Origin of the sequence: Methanobrevibacter arboriphilus, assembly GCF_019669925.1 — an archaeon.
GTDB lineage: Archaea > Methanobacteriota > Methanobacteria > Methanobacteriales > Methanobacteriaceae > Methanobinarius > Methanobinarius arboriphilus_A.
Window position 1 is genome coordinate 1,109,526 of sequence record NZ_AP019779.1, and the last position, 18,632, is coordinate 1,128,157.

Below are 18,632 nucleotides of genomic sequence, written 5' to 3' on the forward strand. Positions count from 1 at the left end.
GATCCTATATTAATGATATTTCTCATAATATATCTTATAAAACTAATTAGATAAAATTTAATTAATACCCGAATAAATAAAATACTTAAAACATATTAAGAATAAAGCTATTTAATAAATTAGTATTATTTTTTAAGAATTATTCTCAAAACATCTTTATCCTCTAAAATATGATCCGGTCCAATTTTTTGACCAGGAAACTTGACAGAATCCCCCCAAATCTTTGCATGGCGGAAATTTTTTACAAATTCCCTATGTAACTTTCCACAAACATCCAAAACAGTAGACCCTTTTTTAATTATAAGAGGTTCTTCAAAATCGGCCTTTTTACCTTGAGGTTTGAGATATACTCTTATCAAATTCAAATTTTCAAATATTTGATCTTTAAGATAATCAATATTGAATTTTTTATCAGCAGAAATTGGGATAAAGTTAGGAATAGTCTTTTTAAGCTCTTTTAAGTAGTTTTCATCTACAAGATCAACTTTATTTAAAAGAACAATTGCGGGAACATAGGATCTATTATTCTCTAAAGCATCAATGAATTGATCCATAGTTACATCACCCCTAATTAAAACATCTGCATTATGCATTCCATATTCATTTATAATAGACCTTATAGTAGCTTCATCAAGATGAGTTAATTCTTCTGTTGAAGAAACTTGAACCCCACCAAGTTTTTTTCTTCTAACAGTAACATCAGGTTTACTTTCATTTGGGCGGATTCCTATATCCCTTAATTCTCTTAAAATAATATCCAAATGTTGAGGATTAAAAACATCCAAAACTATTATAATCAAATCAGCAGTTCTTGCTACAGAAAGAATCTCTCTTCCTCTCCCTTTTCCACCAGAAGCCCCAGTTATAATTCCAGGAATATCAAAAATCTGAATTTTAGCTCCTCTATATTCCATAATACCTGGAACAATATCTAAGGTAGTAAATTGATAAGCTCCAACTTTTGACTCAGCATTAGTTAATTCATTAAGAAGAGTGGATTTTCCAACAGAAGGAAATCCAACTAAAACTGCTGTAGAATCACCACTTTTTTTTACATGAAACCCTTTACCTTTAGTTCCAGAACTTTTTCTTTGTAATGATTCTTCTTTTAATTTTGATATTTTAGCTTTAAGCTTACCAATATGATGAGAGGTAGCCTTATTATAAGGAGTTTTCTGAATTTCATCCTCAATTTTCTTTATTTTTTCATCAATATCCATAAAACTCACTAATATCCAATAATCTTTTTTTCAATGAATAATATTTCTAATAATTAATAATAAACTTTAGTGATAATAATAAATTTAATAATAATTAATAAGGTTAAATAATAGTCAATAATCTTAAATAATAGTTAATAAATTTAGACAATAGCAATGAATCTAAGTAATAGTTAATAAACTTTAATAATAGCTGATAATATTAAATAATACTTAATAATCTTTATTAATAGTTAATTTCAATAAATCTAATATTCCATTAAATTAAAAAATAGTATATAACTAATTAAAAATTAAAATAATAAAATATATAAAATTAAGCATAGACCATTCATTATCATGGAATATGCTTAATATAAGCTAATATCACTTTTTCAAAATTTACACCTTGAAATAAGGGATTAACACTAATTTGAACTATTAGTAGATCCTGTTTCATTTCTTAAAGTATTATATCCACTAATTTTCCATAACGAGATTCCATCATCCATATGAACCATTTCAAAGGAATTCTGTCCAAATCCTCCAAGTATGAAAAGTTTTGTAAACATGGCATTTTCAAGTTCTTTACTCATAATAACAGAAGTATATGTTCCATTGTCACCCATTACAAGTAAAGTGTAATTTCCACTTTCATTAACAGTCTCATTCTGGACAAGCATATTATCTTCTATAATAACAAGCCTATTAACTGTGAAAGGATTGAAAGTAGTATTATCCTGCGTTTTAACTGGAGTTCCATTTTCAAATACCGCAGCAGTAGTTGCATTAGTAGTATTATTATCAATACTCTTTGTAACTACAGTCTTAAATAAAATACCATTCTCTTCTAAATTAGTTATATTTGCTTGATATAAACCATTTCCAATATCTTCCAATTTTGCAGGTTGTTGAGCAATAAGATACTGATATCCAGTACTACTTTTAGAATCAAAGTCCCAATTTCCAAAGTAAGTCCACCAACCAGCTTTTTGTAACATATCCGAACTTGCAACAAATATAACAGGAACAGGCTCATCAGGATGTGTTAAATTCACAACATTATCTGCTTGATCCGAAGTTAAATTATATGAATTAATCATCGTGGTTTTAGCTTCTTCTTTTGGTAATGTTAATGTATTTTCAAGAATTTCAACAGATTTTTGACTATTATTGCCCGTGTAATTATCCAATAGTTCAGTCGCTTTATCACCACTAAAAGCTAACATTTCAAATATAGCTGCTGAAAGTTCCGTATCATTTGTTGTCATTGCCTTACCTGTCCAAAATGCCCGTATACCCGTCTGAGAACCACCATCAAAAAGTGTTGGTCTTTCAGATGCTATTTCAAACAAGTAACCGAAATCCCACCAAGAAGCCAAAGTAGTATCATTAGTAGTATTTGCTTTAACCCATAGCATTGAATCCCACATCGGATCACTAGTACTTGGAACAACAGATTCTGAAACTTGATAAGCACCAAAAACAGTAGGCGAAACTATAGCAAACATTAATATAAGCATTACAGCTGTTTTAGCAAATTTAGAACTTTTAAATCCTTTAAAACCATAAATTAATAAAGCAGAAATTCCAATCAAAGCAAAAACTATGATTATTGGAATGATAAAAGCTAATGTAGAAGATATGTTAAATAAAGGATAGAATACACTAAATGTTTGGAATATAGGATAAACAATCAAAAATGTTCCTATTATTGCTATTGCCATCAGTTTACTTTTACTATCTATTTTATTTTTAATATATACAACTGCATATCCTACAAATAAACCAACACAAAGACCTAAAGGAATCATTAATACCATGATAAACCTGGAACCCTGCGTTACTGCAACTGCAGATAAAAATATCCATACAGAAAATAAAACTAAATAAAGCAATGTTTCACGTTTATTTCTATTAACATCTTCAATAGTTTTAATATCTGATAATGTAGATTCAATAAGAGAATCTCTACTTTTACTCTCTTTTAGTTTAGATGTAGCTTTACGTTGCCCTTTAGGAGGTTTTTTATTTACACCCCTTGCATTAAATGACCTAAGTTTCCATAATCTCTGTGCAAATAAAATTAATATGAAAAATGCACCAAAAATAGCTACAATTCCACCTACACCATTTATTATGCCTCCAGAATTAGCTGAAAATGCACCAGATATTCCTCCAGTTAAAAGGCTTGGAATTTGGAGTTCTGCAACAGAAATAAAAACATTAGGATAAGCAGCCGCATTAGCTGCTGATTGAATTTGAGTTGCTCCAAGAAGATTCATAGGGGCTTGTATAATAGAATCGAATCCATTGGTTAAACCAAGTCCTATAAACCCGATAATTGCTATTAAAACAATGGAAAATATCTCTTTTTGATCCGTGAACCAAGATAATAAATTTGAATAATTCTTCCTTGGTTTAATTAGATCCAATTTTAGTATAAAACCTAATAATAAATACACAATCATGAATATAACTAACATGCCTATATAGAATACATATCCATCCCATGCTAATGAGAAAAGTACCATAGTAATGATAGTTAATAAAATATAAACTATTCTATAGGCCAATTTACTCGATCTTATACTTTCAATAAAGAATAGAACCAAAAACAAAGGTAAGACTACATTAAACATATCTGTATCAAAAAATCCTGCAAATGTATGAGCAAAATAATTTGGAGCTAAAGCTACTATTAAAGCTGCTGTTGCACCACCATAATTATTAGTTAGTCTTCTAACAATTATAAATGCAGGTATAGCTGCAAGAGGAGCCACTATTGCAGAAACAAAGAATGCTACTTCTTTTAAAGATACATCCGAAAATATATTAGAAATATAATACAAGAATGCAGTTACATAAACAATCATAGGTTTATATTCCGCACTTCTACCCTCAGGAGCATAAGAAAGAGTATCCCAAGGAGTACCGTTTTTAATTGTATCTCCCATATGTCCATATTCAAGGAAGTTTTCTGTCATACGTAAATTATAATATGAATCCATTTCAGTGAAGTAAGGGAGTCCGCTAGCGTCTTTGTAGTAAGATTGTTGATCAGCTGGAATAACTGATAAATCAGCTGCTTGAAATCGCAAAAATGCAACAAAACAGACGATTACCAGTATGATAGCTACTGACTTTAATATCGACATTATTTTACTTTTATCCATAAATATCATCCAATAAATGAATCAAATATTAATATGTTTATAAACATGATTATAAAGAGAATTATCATATTTATAAACAGATTTTTCAAATTTTCTAAATAACTATAAATTAAACAATCATAAATTAAATAATTATATTATTAAATAATTATAATCTAAATAATTAATAATTATTAAGACTAATAATCTCAAAAATCCAAGAATAATTTATATTAAGTTTTATAATCAATAACATTGAAAATATATTCAATAATTGAAAATATACTCGATAATAATGAAATCATTGAGTATAATCTAATAAATATGATTCGAGATTAAAAATAATATCATAAAATAATATTGTATATAAATAGTTACATGATAAATATTGTAACGCCAACAATATTATTAGAAATATTATTAGAAATATTATTAATTGTCTAAATAACAATATTATCCTAGATATTTATAACTTTACCTTATTAAATTATACTATTTTCAAAGCTATTTTATGAAAAAATTATAATAAATTTAAAAATATTAAAAATAAGAAAAAAGATAATAACAGTTCAAGATGAAATGATTCAATGTGAAATAAACTCCAATATAATATTCAATATATAATAATTATATAATAATTATATAAAAATAAATTTTTTATAAATATATAAAAATGAATTATATAGATATGAATTATATATAGTATGAATTATGTATAGATATGTGAATTATGATAGATGAGTTATGTATAGATATATAAAATCTAATTATCATTTAATAATTAGCCCTCTTTATTTACTTTATCTTCTAAATCTTCTAATGAAGAAGTAAATTTACATTTTGGAAATCCACTACACCCAACAAATTCTCCATAACGCCCATGTCTCTTAAGAAGGTCATTTCCACAATCTGGACATTGACCAACAACTTCAGCTTCATTAATTTTAGAATGATCAACACCACATTTAGAATCTAAACATGCTCTTTTTCGAGATTTACCTCTTCCAAAAGAAATATTTGGAAGTCCACATTTTTCACATTTACTTTTTAAAACTTCTGCACCTTTTGGAAGTGAATATATTACATTACAATCAGGATAATTAGAACAACCAACAAATGAAGACTTAGTTTTTGGAGAGAATCTAACAACTAAATTACCTCCACAAGCGCATTTACCAACAATTCTACTTTCTTGATAAGCATTATAAAGCCCTTCACCAATTTTAAGATTGTTTTTATCAATATCATCCAATATAGTTAAGACTTCCTTTTTAGCATCCTCAATAACTTTATTTTTAGTTATCTTATCTGCCATTATGCCTTCAAGTTTCTTTTCAAGGTCTCTTGTAAGTTCTTCACTCGTAAGATTTTTACAATATTCCTGTAAATTAGAAATAATGTTCATACCGAGCTGATTAACCTCAATTTTTTTACCAGAAATATATTTTCTATCATATAGTTTTGCAATGATATCAGCTCTTGTAGCTTTCGTACCTAACTCTCTTTTTTCTAATTCTTTAATTAAAGAAGCCTCATTATACCTAGCAGGAGGTTTAGTCTCTTTTTCTTCAGATAATATTTCATTTACTTTAATATTATCTCCTTTTTTAAGAACTGGGAAAAAATCTTCTTCAATCTTACGGAAAGGATAATGACTTAACCAACCCATATATGAAACTCTTTTCCTTTTAAAGAAAAATTTCTCTTTATCAACACTAAGATCCACCCTTAATGTTTCTAGCTTAGAATTTTCAGCAAAAACACTAATAAATCTATAAACAATAAGTTCATAAATTTTAGCACTATCACTATCCAATTTTTTAGGAATTATACCCGTTGGATGGATAGCAGGGTGTGCTGCATCCGTTTTTTTACCTTCATTTGGTTTAGTTTTTTGAGGAAGAGAATCAATATGCTTTTTAAATACCTCATTTGCAGATAACTGACTGAATATTTTTTTAAACTCCAAACTTTCAGGTAATTTTTGAGAAGAAGTACGAGGATAAGAAGTATAACCTTCAGTATATAAATTCTGAGCAATAGTTTGAGTCTTTTTAGGACTAAAACCAAAAACAGTATGGGCTTCAGACTGCAAACCACCTAAATTAAATGGTATAGGTGGTTTTCTAATAGTTTCATTGATTTTCACTTTATCCACAGTTGAATCAGCCCCCTGACAGCTTTCAAATATTTTTTCAGCACGTTCTGGGTCAAAAATCTTACCTTCAACATGATCAGCTATAATATCTTCATCTTTATTTTTTTCATATTTATTTTCAAGTAAGGCCTTAATCAACCAATAAGGCTCTGGAACAAATTTTTGAATTTCTTTTTCTCTATTAACTAATATAGACAATGTTGGAGTTTGTACTCTACCTGCTGAAAGTTGTAAATATCTATATTTGGCTTTTCTAACAGCAGTTGTTAAAGCTTTAGATATATTAACTCCAAAATAAAAATCAACAATATGTCTAGCTATACCCCCATTAACTTGATGAATATCTAATTCAATTTGATTATTATAAGCATCAATAAGATCTTTCTTTGTTAAGGTTGAAAATTTCATCCTAGATGTTATATCGATAGAGTTTTCGCCACATGCATATTTCAATGCATTGAAACCTATTAAAGTTCCTTCAATATCATAATCACAAGCATGAATATATTTATCTGCACCTTTACCTAATTTTTTTATAGCATAAACATAATCCTTAACATAATTTAAATTCTTCTGAGTTTCATATGATGGAACCCATTTTAAATCAAAATAAACCTTTTCTTTCTGATTTTTTGGAGTTAAAGAATATAAATGGCCTACAGCAGATATTATAGTAATTTTTTTATCATTTTCATCGATTTCCCAATAGTTAACTTTTCTACCATATTTCATTTTTTTTACATTAGAAGAAAGAGCTTGAGCTATCTTTTCAGCAGATTTTGGTTTCTCACAGATAATCACTTCATGCATTATATCACTTTATATTAATACTATAAATTATATTACCAATGTTAAATTGTTTACTTTGTCTATTTCATTACTTTTATATATAAATTATTATAAATCTTATGAAGTTTATTATAAGCCTTATGAATTATCTAATTTATAAATTTTATAAGTATCTATTTAAAAATATATACTTAGCTTTTATCTTAATTTTATACTTAATCATATAATTATACTTAACTTTATAAAATTTTTAAAATATCTCATTTTACAATAAATAATATATTTATTAATAACTAAATATTATAGTAATTCTTTTTTATAAATAATTCTTTTTTTATAAATATAATTTACATTAACTTTAATCAAAATATATAATTAATAAATTGTTTAATACTAATATATAAAATAGTATTATTTAAATTTTTTGTTAATGAATATTATAATAATATTTGATAAAAAAGTTTGATAAACCCCAATAGGATAAAATAAATTAATAAAATAAATTTAAAAATAGAAAAGAAAAATAAAATATAGAATAAAAAATGAAATAAAAATAAAATTAATATAAAATTAAATATAAAATAAAAAATACTAGCTACTATAAAAAACAAGACAATTAGCGGTCTTTTTTATAAAATCCATAGAATTCACTACAATATGCACACATAGGATAATTATCATAATGATAATGACTATCATCATCTTTGTTAATATTAAATTCCTGGTGACACATATAACAAATTTCTATTTTTTCATTATTATCAATTTGATTAGGAGATTCCGATACTGTCTTTTTATCCATTGTTTCACCAATAGCTAGATTAAATGACTAATCTTAGAATTAATATATATTCTAAAGACTATATGGACTAAATTTGGTAAATAGAAATAAAGGCTGAAAACATAAAGTTAATATTTTCAATACCTAAAAATCTCTATAAATCAATAAACTAGTAATTGACTTAACCTATATCGTGTTTTTGTAAAAGTAAAAGTTCTTCAGTAGTAAGCTTTTTACCATGCTTAAACTTCTCAAAGATATCTTCTGCTTTTTCTTTTTCTTCACGATTTTTCTTTGTACTAGCTTGTTTTTCAGATTTTCTTCTTTTAGACTTGTTAGTTCCAAGTTCTTTATTAATAACATGAATTTCGCTTAAAACAACTTTAAATTCTTCATGTTTAGCTGATGCAGATTTTCTAGCTTCAACAAACTTTTTATGAGCTTCATCTGCTTCTGTTCTAATATCATCAGTTTTTCTAAAGTAATTAAGCATATTTTCATGGAAGTCTTGAGCTTGAGTAGATAATTCAACAACTTTAGCATGATGATCTTCAGAAATCTTTTTAAGATTTTGAGCTTCATCCTTAATTTTTTCATCTTCTTGAATGTCCATTAGTTGTTTTCTCAAATCATTAGCATTTTTTACCAATTGATTTTCTTTTTTAATGTCTAAAACTCGAGTTTCAATAATTTTATCTATTTTTTTAATTTCATTCTCAAGTTTTAATCTGTCCCTTCTTCCAGAAGACCATTCCAGCTTTTTAAGCTCCTCATTGACATTATCACGTGATTTTTTAGCTTCTTCAACAGATTTATTAACTTCATTACGTTTATCTCTTAATTCAATAGCTAATTTAAGATTTTCTTTTAAGTCATCGTTAAGTTCATCACGTATTTTACGTTGTTCTTTAGCTATTTTATTGAATTCTTCTCTTTCATCAGCTATTTTAGCGATGATCTCTTCTCTTTCATCTTTTTGCTTTCTAACTCCTTCAGGAGTAGGAGCAAGATCAAAGTCTACTTCAGGAAGTGCATCTTTTTTAGACTTTTTAGGCTTAGTTTTTGGTTCTTTATCAGCTTCTTTAGAAGTTTTAACTTCCTCAGTAGCTTCCTCAGTAGCTTCCTCAGTAGCTTCCTCAGTAGCTTCCTCAGTAGCTTCCTCAGTAGCTTCCTCAGTAGCTTCCTCAGTAGCTTCCTCAGTAGCTTCCTCAGTAGCTTCCTCAGTAGCTTCCTCAGTAGCTTCCTCAGTAGCTTCCTCAGTAGCTTCCTCAGTAGCTTCCTCAGTAGCTTCCTCAGTAGCTTCCTCAGTAGCTTCCTCAGTAGCTTCCTCAGTAGCTTCAGAATTTAAATCAGTTATAATATTTAAAACTTCCTTTAAATCTTTTTCTTCTAAAATTATATCTGCAACTTCTTTAACTGCAGGTTTTGCATTAAATGCAATACCTACTTGTGCTATTTCCATCATGGAAATATCATTAGCACCATCACCAACAGCTATACATTCTTCAACAGAAATATCACTGCTTTCAATAATACTGTTAAGTACATCAGCTTTAGAACCTTCAACTAGAGGACCAGTAACTTCTCCAGTAAGTTTTCCATCTTTTTCCTCTAATTTATTAGTAAATAAATAATCTAAATTGAGTTTCTCTTTTAAAGGATCAGCAATCAAATCAAAACTGCCACTTATAACAGCTATTTCATAGCCCTTATCTTTCAAACCTTTGATAGCATCTTCTGCTCCTTCCATGAGCTTCATTTCATTAGCTAAATTTTTAATATCTTCTACTGAAGCTCCTTCTAAAAGTTTAACTCTTTCTTTTATAGATGTTTCGAAGTCTAAATCACCATTCATAGCTTTTTCGGTGATTTCTGCAATTTGTTCTTGAACGTCTACTAATTTCCCGATCTCATCTATCGCTTCACCATCAATAATAACATTATCTAAGTCAAATACTACAAGTTTAATCAATCATATCACCAATTATATTAAGTCCAACTCGCTAAGTCGATCGTATGCCCTCTCTACTCCCAGCTTAGCATCATCTTTAGTTTTGGCACCAGTACAAACTACTTTACCTGATCCAAATAATAATAAAACAACTTTAGGGTCTTGTAAACGGTAAACTAAACCTGGAAATTGCTCAGGTTCATATTCCGTATTTTCTAATTCTAGAGCTACTGCTTCTAGATTCAATGTTGCTTCCAAGTTGGCAGAAGCCACAATATTTTGAATTTTAATCTCAAATTCATGAGGGATATCTTTATCAACAGTCCTCATTAGATCAACAGTTTTATTTATAGCTAAAATAGAATCATCTATAGATTTAGCCCCAGTACAAACCAGTTTTCCTGAACTGAAAATAAGTGCAGCAGTTTTAGGTTCTTTTAGTTTAAAAACTAATCCTGGAAACTGTTCTCGATTAAAATCAACTCCTTCTAAAGCTTTGGAAACTTCAGTTAATTCTATATCCTTTCCAATGGCTGCAGAAGCTACAATGTTCTCTATTTTAATATCAACATCGGTCAAGTTAAGATTCCTCCCAATCAAATTTTAAAAAAAATAGTAATAATTTACTTTATCTATTTTTTAATTTATATACTATATAAACCTATTTAAAAATTTCAGAAATGAAAATTTTACAAGAATTATAACAAGAGTAATTATAACAAGAATTATATAATTATTATAATGATCGTAACTATTAAACATTTGAAAATTTTAATTTAAAAAATTTATAAATATTTTAAATAAATAACTAAATAAATTGCTTAAATGTATATTTTAAATAAATATTTTAAAAATTATCATTTTTTAGCTCACTTATAAAGTAATATAAAGCAATAATAATACTTTAATACATAGTATTTAGATAAAGTCAATAATAGTATAAAAATTATTCTTAAAAATATTACAAAAGGTTATTACATTAAAATCCATACTATCAATAAAGAGTAAATATAAAAATACTTAAATACTAGTATAAATAGCTTACTATATTTTTATAAGTTTAATATATATTTCATCATATAAATATTTTGTATAAATATTTTATAAAAAATTTGTATAAAAATTTGTATAAAAATTTGTATAAAAATTTGTATAAATTATAGAATTTAATAAAATAGGATTAGTTAAAAGGTGATAAAATGATTGAAGTTGAAGTTAAAGCAAAAATAAATGACTTTAATTCTATTAAAAAAGATTTATACACTATTGGAGCTTTAGAAAGCCATACTGAACACCAAGAAGATATTTATTTTAATAGTCCTATAAAAGATTTTGCAAAAAGCGATGAAGCACTAAGAATAAGGAAAGTTACAAGTAAAGATTCTGTTGAAACATTTATAACATATAAAGGACCTAAAATTGATGATAAAAGTAAAACCAGAAAAGAAGTTGAAGTGAAAATTGAAGACCCAGAAAAGGTAGCAGATATATTTGAATCATTGGAATTTGTTAAAACCTCAAAAGTTATTAAAAAAAGGACAATATATAACTTTGAACAATATATAATAAGCCTTGATGATGTTGTTGGTTTAGAACCTTACATGGAAATTGAAACTGATATTGAAGAAGGTAATGATTATAAAGCCGAAATAGATAAAATATTTGAATTATTTAAAAAATTAAATATATCTGAAGGATTTGAAAGAACTTCTTATCTAGAATTATTAGATATTAAAAGAGAAAAGAATTAAAATTAATATTACAACAAAAATGTGATGATAATAATTAGAAATAGTGGTAGATTGAATAAGAATTAAAAATAATAGATAAATAATAATATTATAATTAATAGTAGGTTGAATAATGCCTATTTTGGTATATATTGATAATGGTATTTCATTTAAATATAATGAAAATTGGATAAAAAAGTATAAATCTAATGATCCATTTTCTATTTTTGCTATGTATAATAATTTAAGTGAAAAAACAATTTTAGATATATCAAAAATTCCCATAAATTATAAAAATGGAAAAAATTATACAACTACTGATTATGAAGTATATACTAAACGATATATTATAAATACTTTTGACTCAAAGATTACAAAAACCAATAAAACAAAGATAGATGATATAGAGGCTTGTGATATTTGGGCTAAAAGAAGATTTAGAGATATGGAATTTGAAGAGAGATTTATTGGCTTTATAAAAAACCAATATATTTATCAAATTAAGTTATTAACTGATAAAGATTTAAACCTATTAATAGATGATATAGAAATAATATTGAATAGTTTTACTATTTTAAACAAATCATATAATCCTCCAAATAGATTTAACAATCTTGAAATTGAGGAAATATTAGAAAAATCAAAATTATCAGACCAAAAAGCGGTTATAAAAATATTGAAAAACTTACTAAAAATAATATTAATACTTTTAACAATTTTACTAATCTTTTTAATACTTGGAATATTTATAACTTAATAAATTATGTTTTATATCAAATACTTTTATAATAAATGTGTATTTTATTAATAAATTTATTATTAATAAATTATATCTACATATTTACTAGATTCAATAGAATTATCTATGAAAAAGAAAGATTAAACTATCAAAGAATAAATTATGAAAAAAGAAAGTTTAAAAAAGATATCTAATTTAAAAAAAAGAATATCTAGCTCAAAAGATATCGTTTTCTTTGGAGGGGCAGGAGTATCAACTGAAAGTGGGATTCCAGATTTCAGAGGAGAAAAAGGAATTTATAACACTATGAAAAAATATGGAGAATCTCCTGAAACTATACTATCCCATGAATACTTTTTTTCAAATACAAGCTTATTTTATGAATATTATAAAGAAAATATAATCTATAAATATGCCCAACCTAATTATTCCCATATAGGAATTAATAAACTTGAGAAAGAAGGTAAAATTAAAGCAATTATCACGCAAAACATAGATGGCCTTCACCAAAAAGCAGGAAGCAAAAATGTTTTAGAACTTCATGGAAATATCTTAAAAAATTATTGTGTGAACTGTAATGCCAAATACAATCTAAATTATATTATAGATTCTAAAGATGTCCCAATTTGCAGATATTGTAGAGAAATAATAAAACCTGATATAGTTCTATACCAAGAACCCCTAAAAGAAGAAATTATTAATAAAGCTATTGAATTTATAATTAAAGCCGATCTACTAATTATTGGAGGAACATCTCTTGTTGTTTACCCTGCAGCAGGACTTGTCCAACATTTCAAAGGAAAAAATTTAGTTCTAATCAATAAAACAATGACATCATATGATAATTATGCTAATTTAGTAATAAATGAGCCTATAGGAGAAGTTTTTAAAAAAATAATATAAATGAATATAGAAGAATTTATATACCGAAAAAATAACTAAATTATGAGATAGCATTAGACATATATGAGATATAGAACATGAGAGAGATGTCAATTTATTAAAATATTTAAACAAACAAGACAATGAAACTACTTAAACAAATTATATAACAATTAAATCAATATTACAAAACCATATGATAATTAATCAATTATGAGGTTTTTCTAAATCAAATTCTATAGTTTCTTCAATAATTTCAATTTTATCAAGTTTATTATCAGATTTATAGACTAAAATTTCTACACCTTCAGCATATGCCTTAGAAAGAGTTTTACTAAAATCTATATCTGTTTCCCAATTAGGTTTAAAACTTTTACCATTGGGATGTTGGATTAAAAAGAAAACAACTGCCCTATGACCTTCTTTTTTTAGTTTTATTAATTTTTGAAGATGTTTTCGCCCCCTTTCAGTTGGAGCATCTGGAAATATAGCTATATTATTAGTAACTAATGTAACACCTTTTATTTCCACATAACAATCCCCATATTCATTAGCTAGATATATATCTATTCTTGAATTTTCAACTCTTTTTTCTCTTTCAACAATGTCATAGTTTGAAAGTTCCTTTATTTTACCATCTAAAATAGATTTATATACAATATCATTAGCTTGTTGAGAATAAATAGAAACAAGAGCCCCCTCATTTTCTACAAAATGCAATGAATATTTCGTTTTCCTTTTTGGATTATTACTAGGCAATAAATAAACAGTTGCCCCTTGGACTAAAAGTTCTTTACATCTTCCAGTATTTGGAACATGAACAATTTCTAAATTTCCATCAATTTCAACTTCTGCTATAAAACGATTCGGTCTAGATCTAAATACAGCTTTTATATAATCATTCATAATATTACTCATAATCAATATTATATGTATACTAGATATATTATTAAATATCACTAATATATATAACTAAACTAATATATCACCAATAATATGTATTATATTATAATAAACTTAAAATATCTATGAAAATAAAGTGAAGGTAAATAGTGAAACTAAAGTTATAGTGAAATTAAAGTCTAAAATAATATAAAGAATCAATATGAAGAAAATAATATATAATATACTATTTTAGAATCAATATATATTTTCCATCAATATACCTAAAAATTCGGATAAGTGACTTGCTAAAAAGCCATTACCATATTGTTCTTTAGCAAAATCTCCTGCTTTACCATTTAAATAAGTAGCTAAAGCACCTGCATCATAACTATTCAAACCTTGAGATAAAAGACTTGTAGCTATACCTGCTAAAGAATCACCAGTACCTCCAACAGTCATTCCAGAATTTCCAGTTCTATTAACTCTAAAATTAATTCCATTGAAAATTAAATCATACTTTCCTTTTAACACAACAGTGCCATTTATATTTCTTGTTATACTTTGTAAGACAGATAATTTTTCATTGAATTTATCAAAATCCTTATCAAAATTAGAAATATTAGATAAATTATTTAAATCATCTATATAATCATCAACATAATCATTGAAAAATATTTTTAATTCCTTTAAATGAGGAGTAACAATTAAATTATCTTTATCTTTTATTAAAAGAGGATTGACTAATTTTAAAGCATCTGCATCAAGAACAATAGGAATATCTATTTTTTTAACCAAAATATTAAATAATTTTCCAGTTTCTTCATTTAATCCTGATCCAGGACCTATTAAAATCGCGTCAATATTATTTTTATCAATAATAGTCATTATTTCATCTAGATTATCCAAATTTAAATAATTTTTACTTCCATTACAATTATTTAAACCTTTAACAATTAAATCAGGTGATTTTTGTTTAATAGCTAAACTTGTAGACTCTGGAGTAGCAATATAAACTAAATCAGCACCACTAGACATAGCAGATAAACCAGCAATCGTTGGAGCCCCATGATAATCTTTGTTTCCTCCAACTATTAATATTCTTCCATTATTACCTTTATGAGAAACATCATCCCTGTTTTTTAGCCTAATCAAGTCACCATTACCAACAAATATTTCAGCTTCTATAGGAATTCCAATATCACAAATTACAAGCCCACCAACTGAAGATTCATTATTAAGACTAGCTTTTTTAACACCAGTTTTTACTTTATGAAATGTTATTGTATATTCTGGTTTTACAGCTATATCATTGATTTTGCCAGTTAATGGATTCATTCCAGAAGGAACATCGATAGATATTTTTAAAGCATTTGAATTATTTATTACTTCAATAGATTTTTTAACTTTTTTTCTCAAATCCCCTTTGATTCCAGTTCCTAAAATCCCATCTACAATAATATATTCACTAAAACTATCTGATTTAACTAGTTCTATATTATCAATATCACTAGAATCATTTAATTCGATGATTTTTAACCTTGAAATGCAAGGAACCATATTTTCCAAAATTTCAAAGTTAATCTGAGCATCTATTGATTTAATATCTTTTGGAGAAGTAAGCATGAAAATTTCTACTTCAAAACCACGGTTCAGAAGATGTCTTGCAGCTACAAACCCATCACCTGCATTACCACCAGAACCTGTAAATATTGCTATTTTAACTGGTTTTGAAAATGTAAATGTAGATATCGTAGCTATCTCATCTGACAAACACTTACCTGCATTTTCCATTAAACATAACCTTGATAGACCTAAATCTTCACAATTTATATCTGTTACCATCATATCAATAGGATCCATTTTTAAATCTCCAATCTAAATAACATTTAAGCAAATTTATAATATCCTGAACAAATATCATAAAATATAGCCATAAGTTATTTTATAAAAAATATTAATTAATTCATAAACAATATAACTTTTATTAACACTATAATTATAAGTATTTATAAGCAATATACTTCTATTCCATATATTCACATATTTCATATAATTATTATCTATAAGATTATGATATAAATTATTTTATATTTATGAAATTATCTTATATAATTAATGGAATTATTTTATATAATTCATGGAATTTTATATATTATATAGTTATTTTATTTATTCATAGAAGTAATATATTTAAAAATAACATATTTATTTATTAATAGAACTAATTATATTAATAGAACTAATACAATCATGAATATATCAATGAAAAAATATAAAGACTATTAAAATACTTATAATTATAGTGTTAATAAAATAATTTTTTAAGGTATTAAATTTTTAAGTATGTTCAATTTAATTGTATTATTTATTTTTATTCAATTATATAATAGTAAAATTTAATTATATAATAAAAATTCATTATAAAGGTGTTTATTTGAGTCGTGACACTCCAGAAATGATTAAAAAAGCATTAAAGGATGTTCCAACAAACATACTTATTTATTCAGTAATTGCATTAGCAATACTTATTTGTTATGGAATATCTGGTTCTCTTTTAATAATGAATTTAGACATTATTAATTCAATATATTTCACAATAGTGACAGTAGCTACATTAGGTTACGGAGACATAGTTCCAATAACACCTGAACAAAAGATGTTTGCAGTCACATTAGCTATTGGAGGAGTAGGACTTATTGCATATGTATTCAGCTTAATTATATCTTTATTTGGTCAAAGAATTGAAGAAGTGAGAAGTGGTGTTAAAATGAAGAGGACTATTAAATCTTTAAAAGAACATTACATATTATGTGGATATGGAAGAGTTGGGGTTGTTGTAGCAGATGAACTTCTAAAAAGAAACCAAAAGCTTGTTATTATTGATAAAAATAGAGAAATCACTGAAAAATTAGAAGAAAGAAAAGATATATTAGTTATTAACGGAGATGCAACCGAAGATGAGACTTTAGAATATGCAGGAATTGAAAAAGCAGTTGGCCTTATATTAGCTACAGGGAATGATGTTGATAACCTTTTTATAACAATAACTTCAAGGGAAATATCAGAAAATCTTTGGATCGTGTCAAGAGCTAGTAGAAAAGAAAATATAAGGCGTCTTTATCATTCAGGAGCTAATAAAGTAATATCTCCAGAGGAAAGTGGAGGAAGTGACATATACTTTGCAGCAATCCAGCCTAACCTTATAAAAATAACTACAAAGCATGATATATCAGATACTAAAAGAGAAATGGAAATAATTTTAGACTATGGATGTTCAGTTGAAAATATAGAGTATCACTATCCATACTTAAAAGAACCATTGAAAAGAAAAATTGAAGCTTCATCAAAAGAACAAGTAAATAAATTCTTTGGAATGATAGATAAAGATGAAGAAACAAAAAAAGCCCTTGAATCAATATATGAATCTGTTAACGGTATACATTCCCACTGGATATCTGGACCTAATCATAAAACACTAGATAAAATGGTAGAAGCTTTAAAAAAAGAAAATTTAATATTTGGTGTTAATTTATCCCATGAAGAAATCATGGAAATAGCTAAAGAATATGGAAAAGTTGAAGTTATTTTAGAAGAAAAAAAAGATAAATAATATGTAAGATCTAAGAATTATAAAAGTATAATAAAACCAAATACAAAAATTATAATGAAAAAACTAATGAAAAATTAATGAAAAGATAATAAAAATAACTATTATTAAAAATAAAATAAAAATAATTAAAAATAATAAAACTAAAAATAATATAAAAATAATAATATAAAAAATAAAAATGAATATTAATATCCATTTACTAAAATATCAACCTTACCAGTAATTGGATCCATAATAAGGCCATGAACAGGAACATCATTAGGAATAAGAGGAGAACTCTTAATTTTATTAACTCCATTTATTACATTTGACTCTTCGCTATCAATAGATCCAATCCAATCTTCAATATCTATTTTAGCTATTTCTTCAGGAGATATTCCTCTTTCTAACATTATTGATTTTAATTTTTCTCCATCAACATTAGACATACCACAATCATAATGCCCAACTAAAATAACTTCTTCAGAACCTAAAGCAAATATTGCTGCTGCAATAGAACGTATAACATCACGATCTAAAACATTATTCCCTGCATTTTTGATTATTTTTGCGTCACCACGACTTATACCCATAGCTTTTTCTAAAAAACCATCAGTAAGCCGTGTATCCATACAAGTAACAATAGCTAATTTTTTTTGAGGTATATGGGACAATTTAATCCCTTCAAATTCATCAACAAATTCTTTATTATATTCTATTATTTCATTAAGTAACATAACAAACCCACATTAAAAAATTAGTTATTAAAATATA

General features: G+C 26.1%; 13 protein-coding genes. 4 read left to right on the top strand and 9 right to left on the bottom strand.

Features of this window, described 5'->3' with window-relative positions:
- Positions 1–125: 125 nt before the first annotated feature.
- The 6 genes from MarbSA_RS04940 to MarbSA_RS04965 all read right to left on the bottom strand — a co-directional run bounded on the left by MarbSA_RS04940 (position 126) and on the right by MarbSA_RS04965 (position 10,612).
- A complete protein-coding gene (locus tag MarbSA_RS04940) occupies positions 126–1,220 on the bottom strand; it encodes an OBG GTPase family GTP-binding protein (protein ID WP_221061991.1) in 1,095 nt (364 codons plus the stop codon).
- 407 nt (positions 1,221–1,627) lie between these two features.
- On the bottom strand, positions 1,628–4,375 hold the full coding sequence (locus MarbSA_RS04945) for an STT3 domain-containing protein (RefSeq protein WP_221061992.1): 2,748 nt from the start codon (positions 4,373–4,375) through the stop codon (positions 1,628–1,630).
- 760 nt (positions 4,376–5,135) lie between these two features.
- A complete protein-coding gene (gene topA, locus MarbSA_RS04950; RefSeq protein WP_221061993.1) occupies positions 5,136–7,322 on the bottom strand; it encodes a DNA topoisomerase I in 2,187 nt (728 codons plus the stop codon).
- A 595-nt stretch (positions 7,323–7,917) separates the two neighbouring features.
- Positions 7,918–8,103: a hypothetical protein gene (locus tag MarbSA_RS04955; RefSeq protein ID WP_042702308.1), complete on the bottom strand. Its 186-nt coding sequence runs from the start codon at positions 8,101–8,103 to the stop codon at positions 7,918–7,920.
- A 160-nt stretch (positions 8,104–8,263) separates the two neighbouring features.
- Positions 8,264–10,054 carry a phosphoserine phosphatase SerB gene (serB, locus tag MarbSA_RS04960; protein WP_221061994.1) on the bottom strand — a complete coding sequence of 597 codons (1,791 nt, stop codon included), beginning with the start codon at positions 10,052–10,054 and terminating at the stop codon, positions 8,264–8,266.
- A gap of 12 nt (positions 10,055–10,066) precedes the next feature.
- Positions 10,067–10,612: a TATA-box-binding protein gene (locus MarbSA_RS04965; RefSeq protein ID WP_042702310.1), complete on the bottom strand. Its 546-nt coding sequence runs from the start codon at positions 10,610–10,612 to the stop codon at positions 10,067–10,069.
- A 620-nt stretch (positions 10,613–11,232) separates the two neighbouring features.
- On the opposite strand from MarbSA_RS04965, the gene cyaB reads away from it, so the two are divergent.
- The 3 genes from cyaB to MarbSA_RS04980 all read left to right on the top strand — a co-directional run bounded on the left by cyaB (position 11,233) and on the right by MarbSA_RS04980 (position 13,405).
- Positions 11,233–11,784: a class IV adenylate cyclase gene (gene cyaB, locus MarbSA_RS04970; protein WP_054835441.1), complete on the top strand. Its 552-nt coding sequence runs from the start codon at positions 11,233–11,235 to the stop codon at positions 11,782–11,784.
- 112 nt (positions 11,785–11,896) lie between these two features.
- Entirely contained in the window at positions 11,897–12,520 is a 624-nt protein-coding gene (locus MarbSA_RS04975) for a hypothetical protein (RefSeq protein WP_054835442.1), read from the top strand.
- Between the two features lie 144 nt (positions 12,521–12,664).
- Positions 12,665–13,405 (top strand): NAD-dependent protein deacylase, encoded by a 741-nt coding sequence (locus MarbSA_RS04980; RefSeq protein ID WP_221061995.1) that lies wholly within the window; start codon positions 12,665–12,667, stop codon positions 13,403–13,405.
- 186 nt (positions 13,406–13,591) lie between these two features.
- On the opposite strand, the gene sfsA is transcribed toward MarbSA_RS04980, so the two are convergent.
- Together sfsA and MarbSA_RS04990 are read right to left on the bottom strand one after the other, a co-directional pair.
- Complete coding sequence (sfsA, locus tag MarbSA_RS04985; protein ID WP_221061996.1) at positions 13,592–14,290, bottom strand: DNA/RNA nuclease SfsA; 699 nt, start codon at positions 14,288–14,290, stop codon at positions 13,592–13,594.
- A 234-nt stretch (positions 14,291–14,524) separates the two neighbouring features.
- The gene (locus MarbSA_RS04990) at positions 14,525–16,129 is read right to left on the bottom strand and encodes an NAD(P)H-hydrate dehydratase (RefSeq protein WP_221061997.1); all 1,605 of its coding nucleotides are present in this window, start codon (positions 16,127–16,129) and stop codon (positions 14,525–14,527) included.
- A 574-nt stretch (positions 16,130–16,703) separates the two neighbouring features.
- Here MarbSA_RS04990 and MarbSA_RS04995 point away from each other — a divergent pair.
- The gene (locus MarbSA_RS04995) at positions 16,704–17,879 is read left to right on the top strand and encodes an NAD-binding protein (protein ID WP_052332082.1); all 1,176 of its coding nucleotides are present in this window, start codon (positions 16,704–16,706) and stop codon (positions 17,877–17,879) included.
- Between the two features lie 185 nt (positions 17,880–18,064).
- Here the strand turns inward: MarbSA_RS04995 and MarbSA_RS05000 are convergent, their stop codons facing one another.
- Positions 18,065–18,595, bottom strand: coding sequence for a beta-class carbonic anhydrase (locus MarbSA_RS05000; RefSeq protein WP_042702318.1), 531 nt, complete (start codon positions 18,593–18,595; stop codon positions 18,065–18,067).
- Between the last annotated feature and the right edge of the window lie 37 nt (positions 18,596–18,632).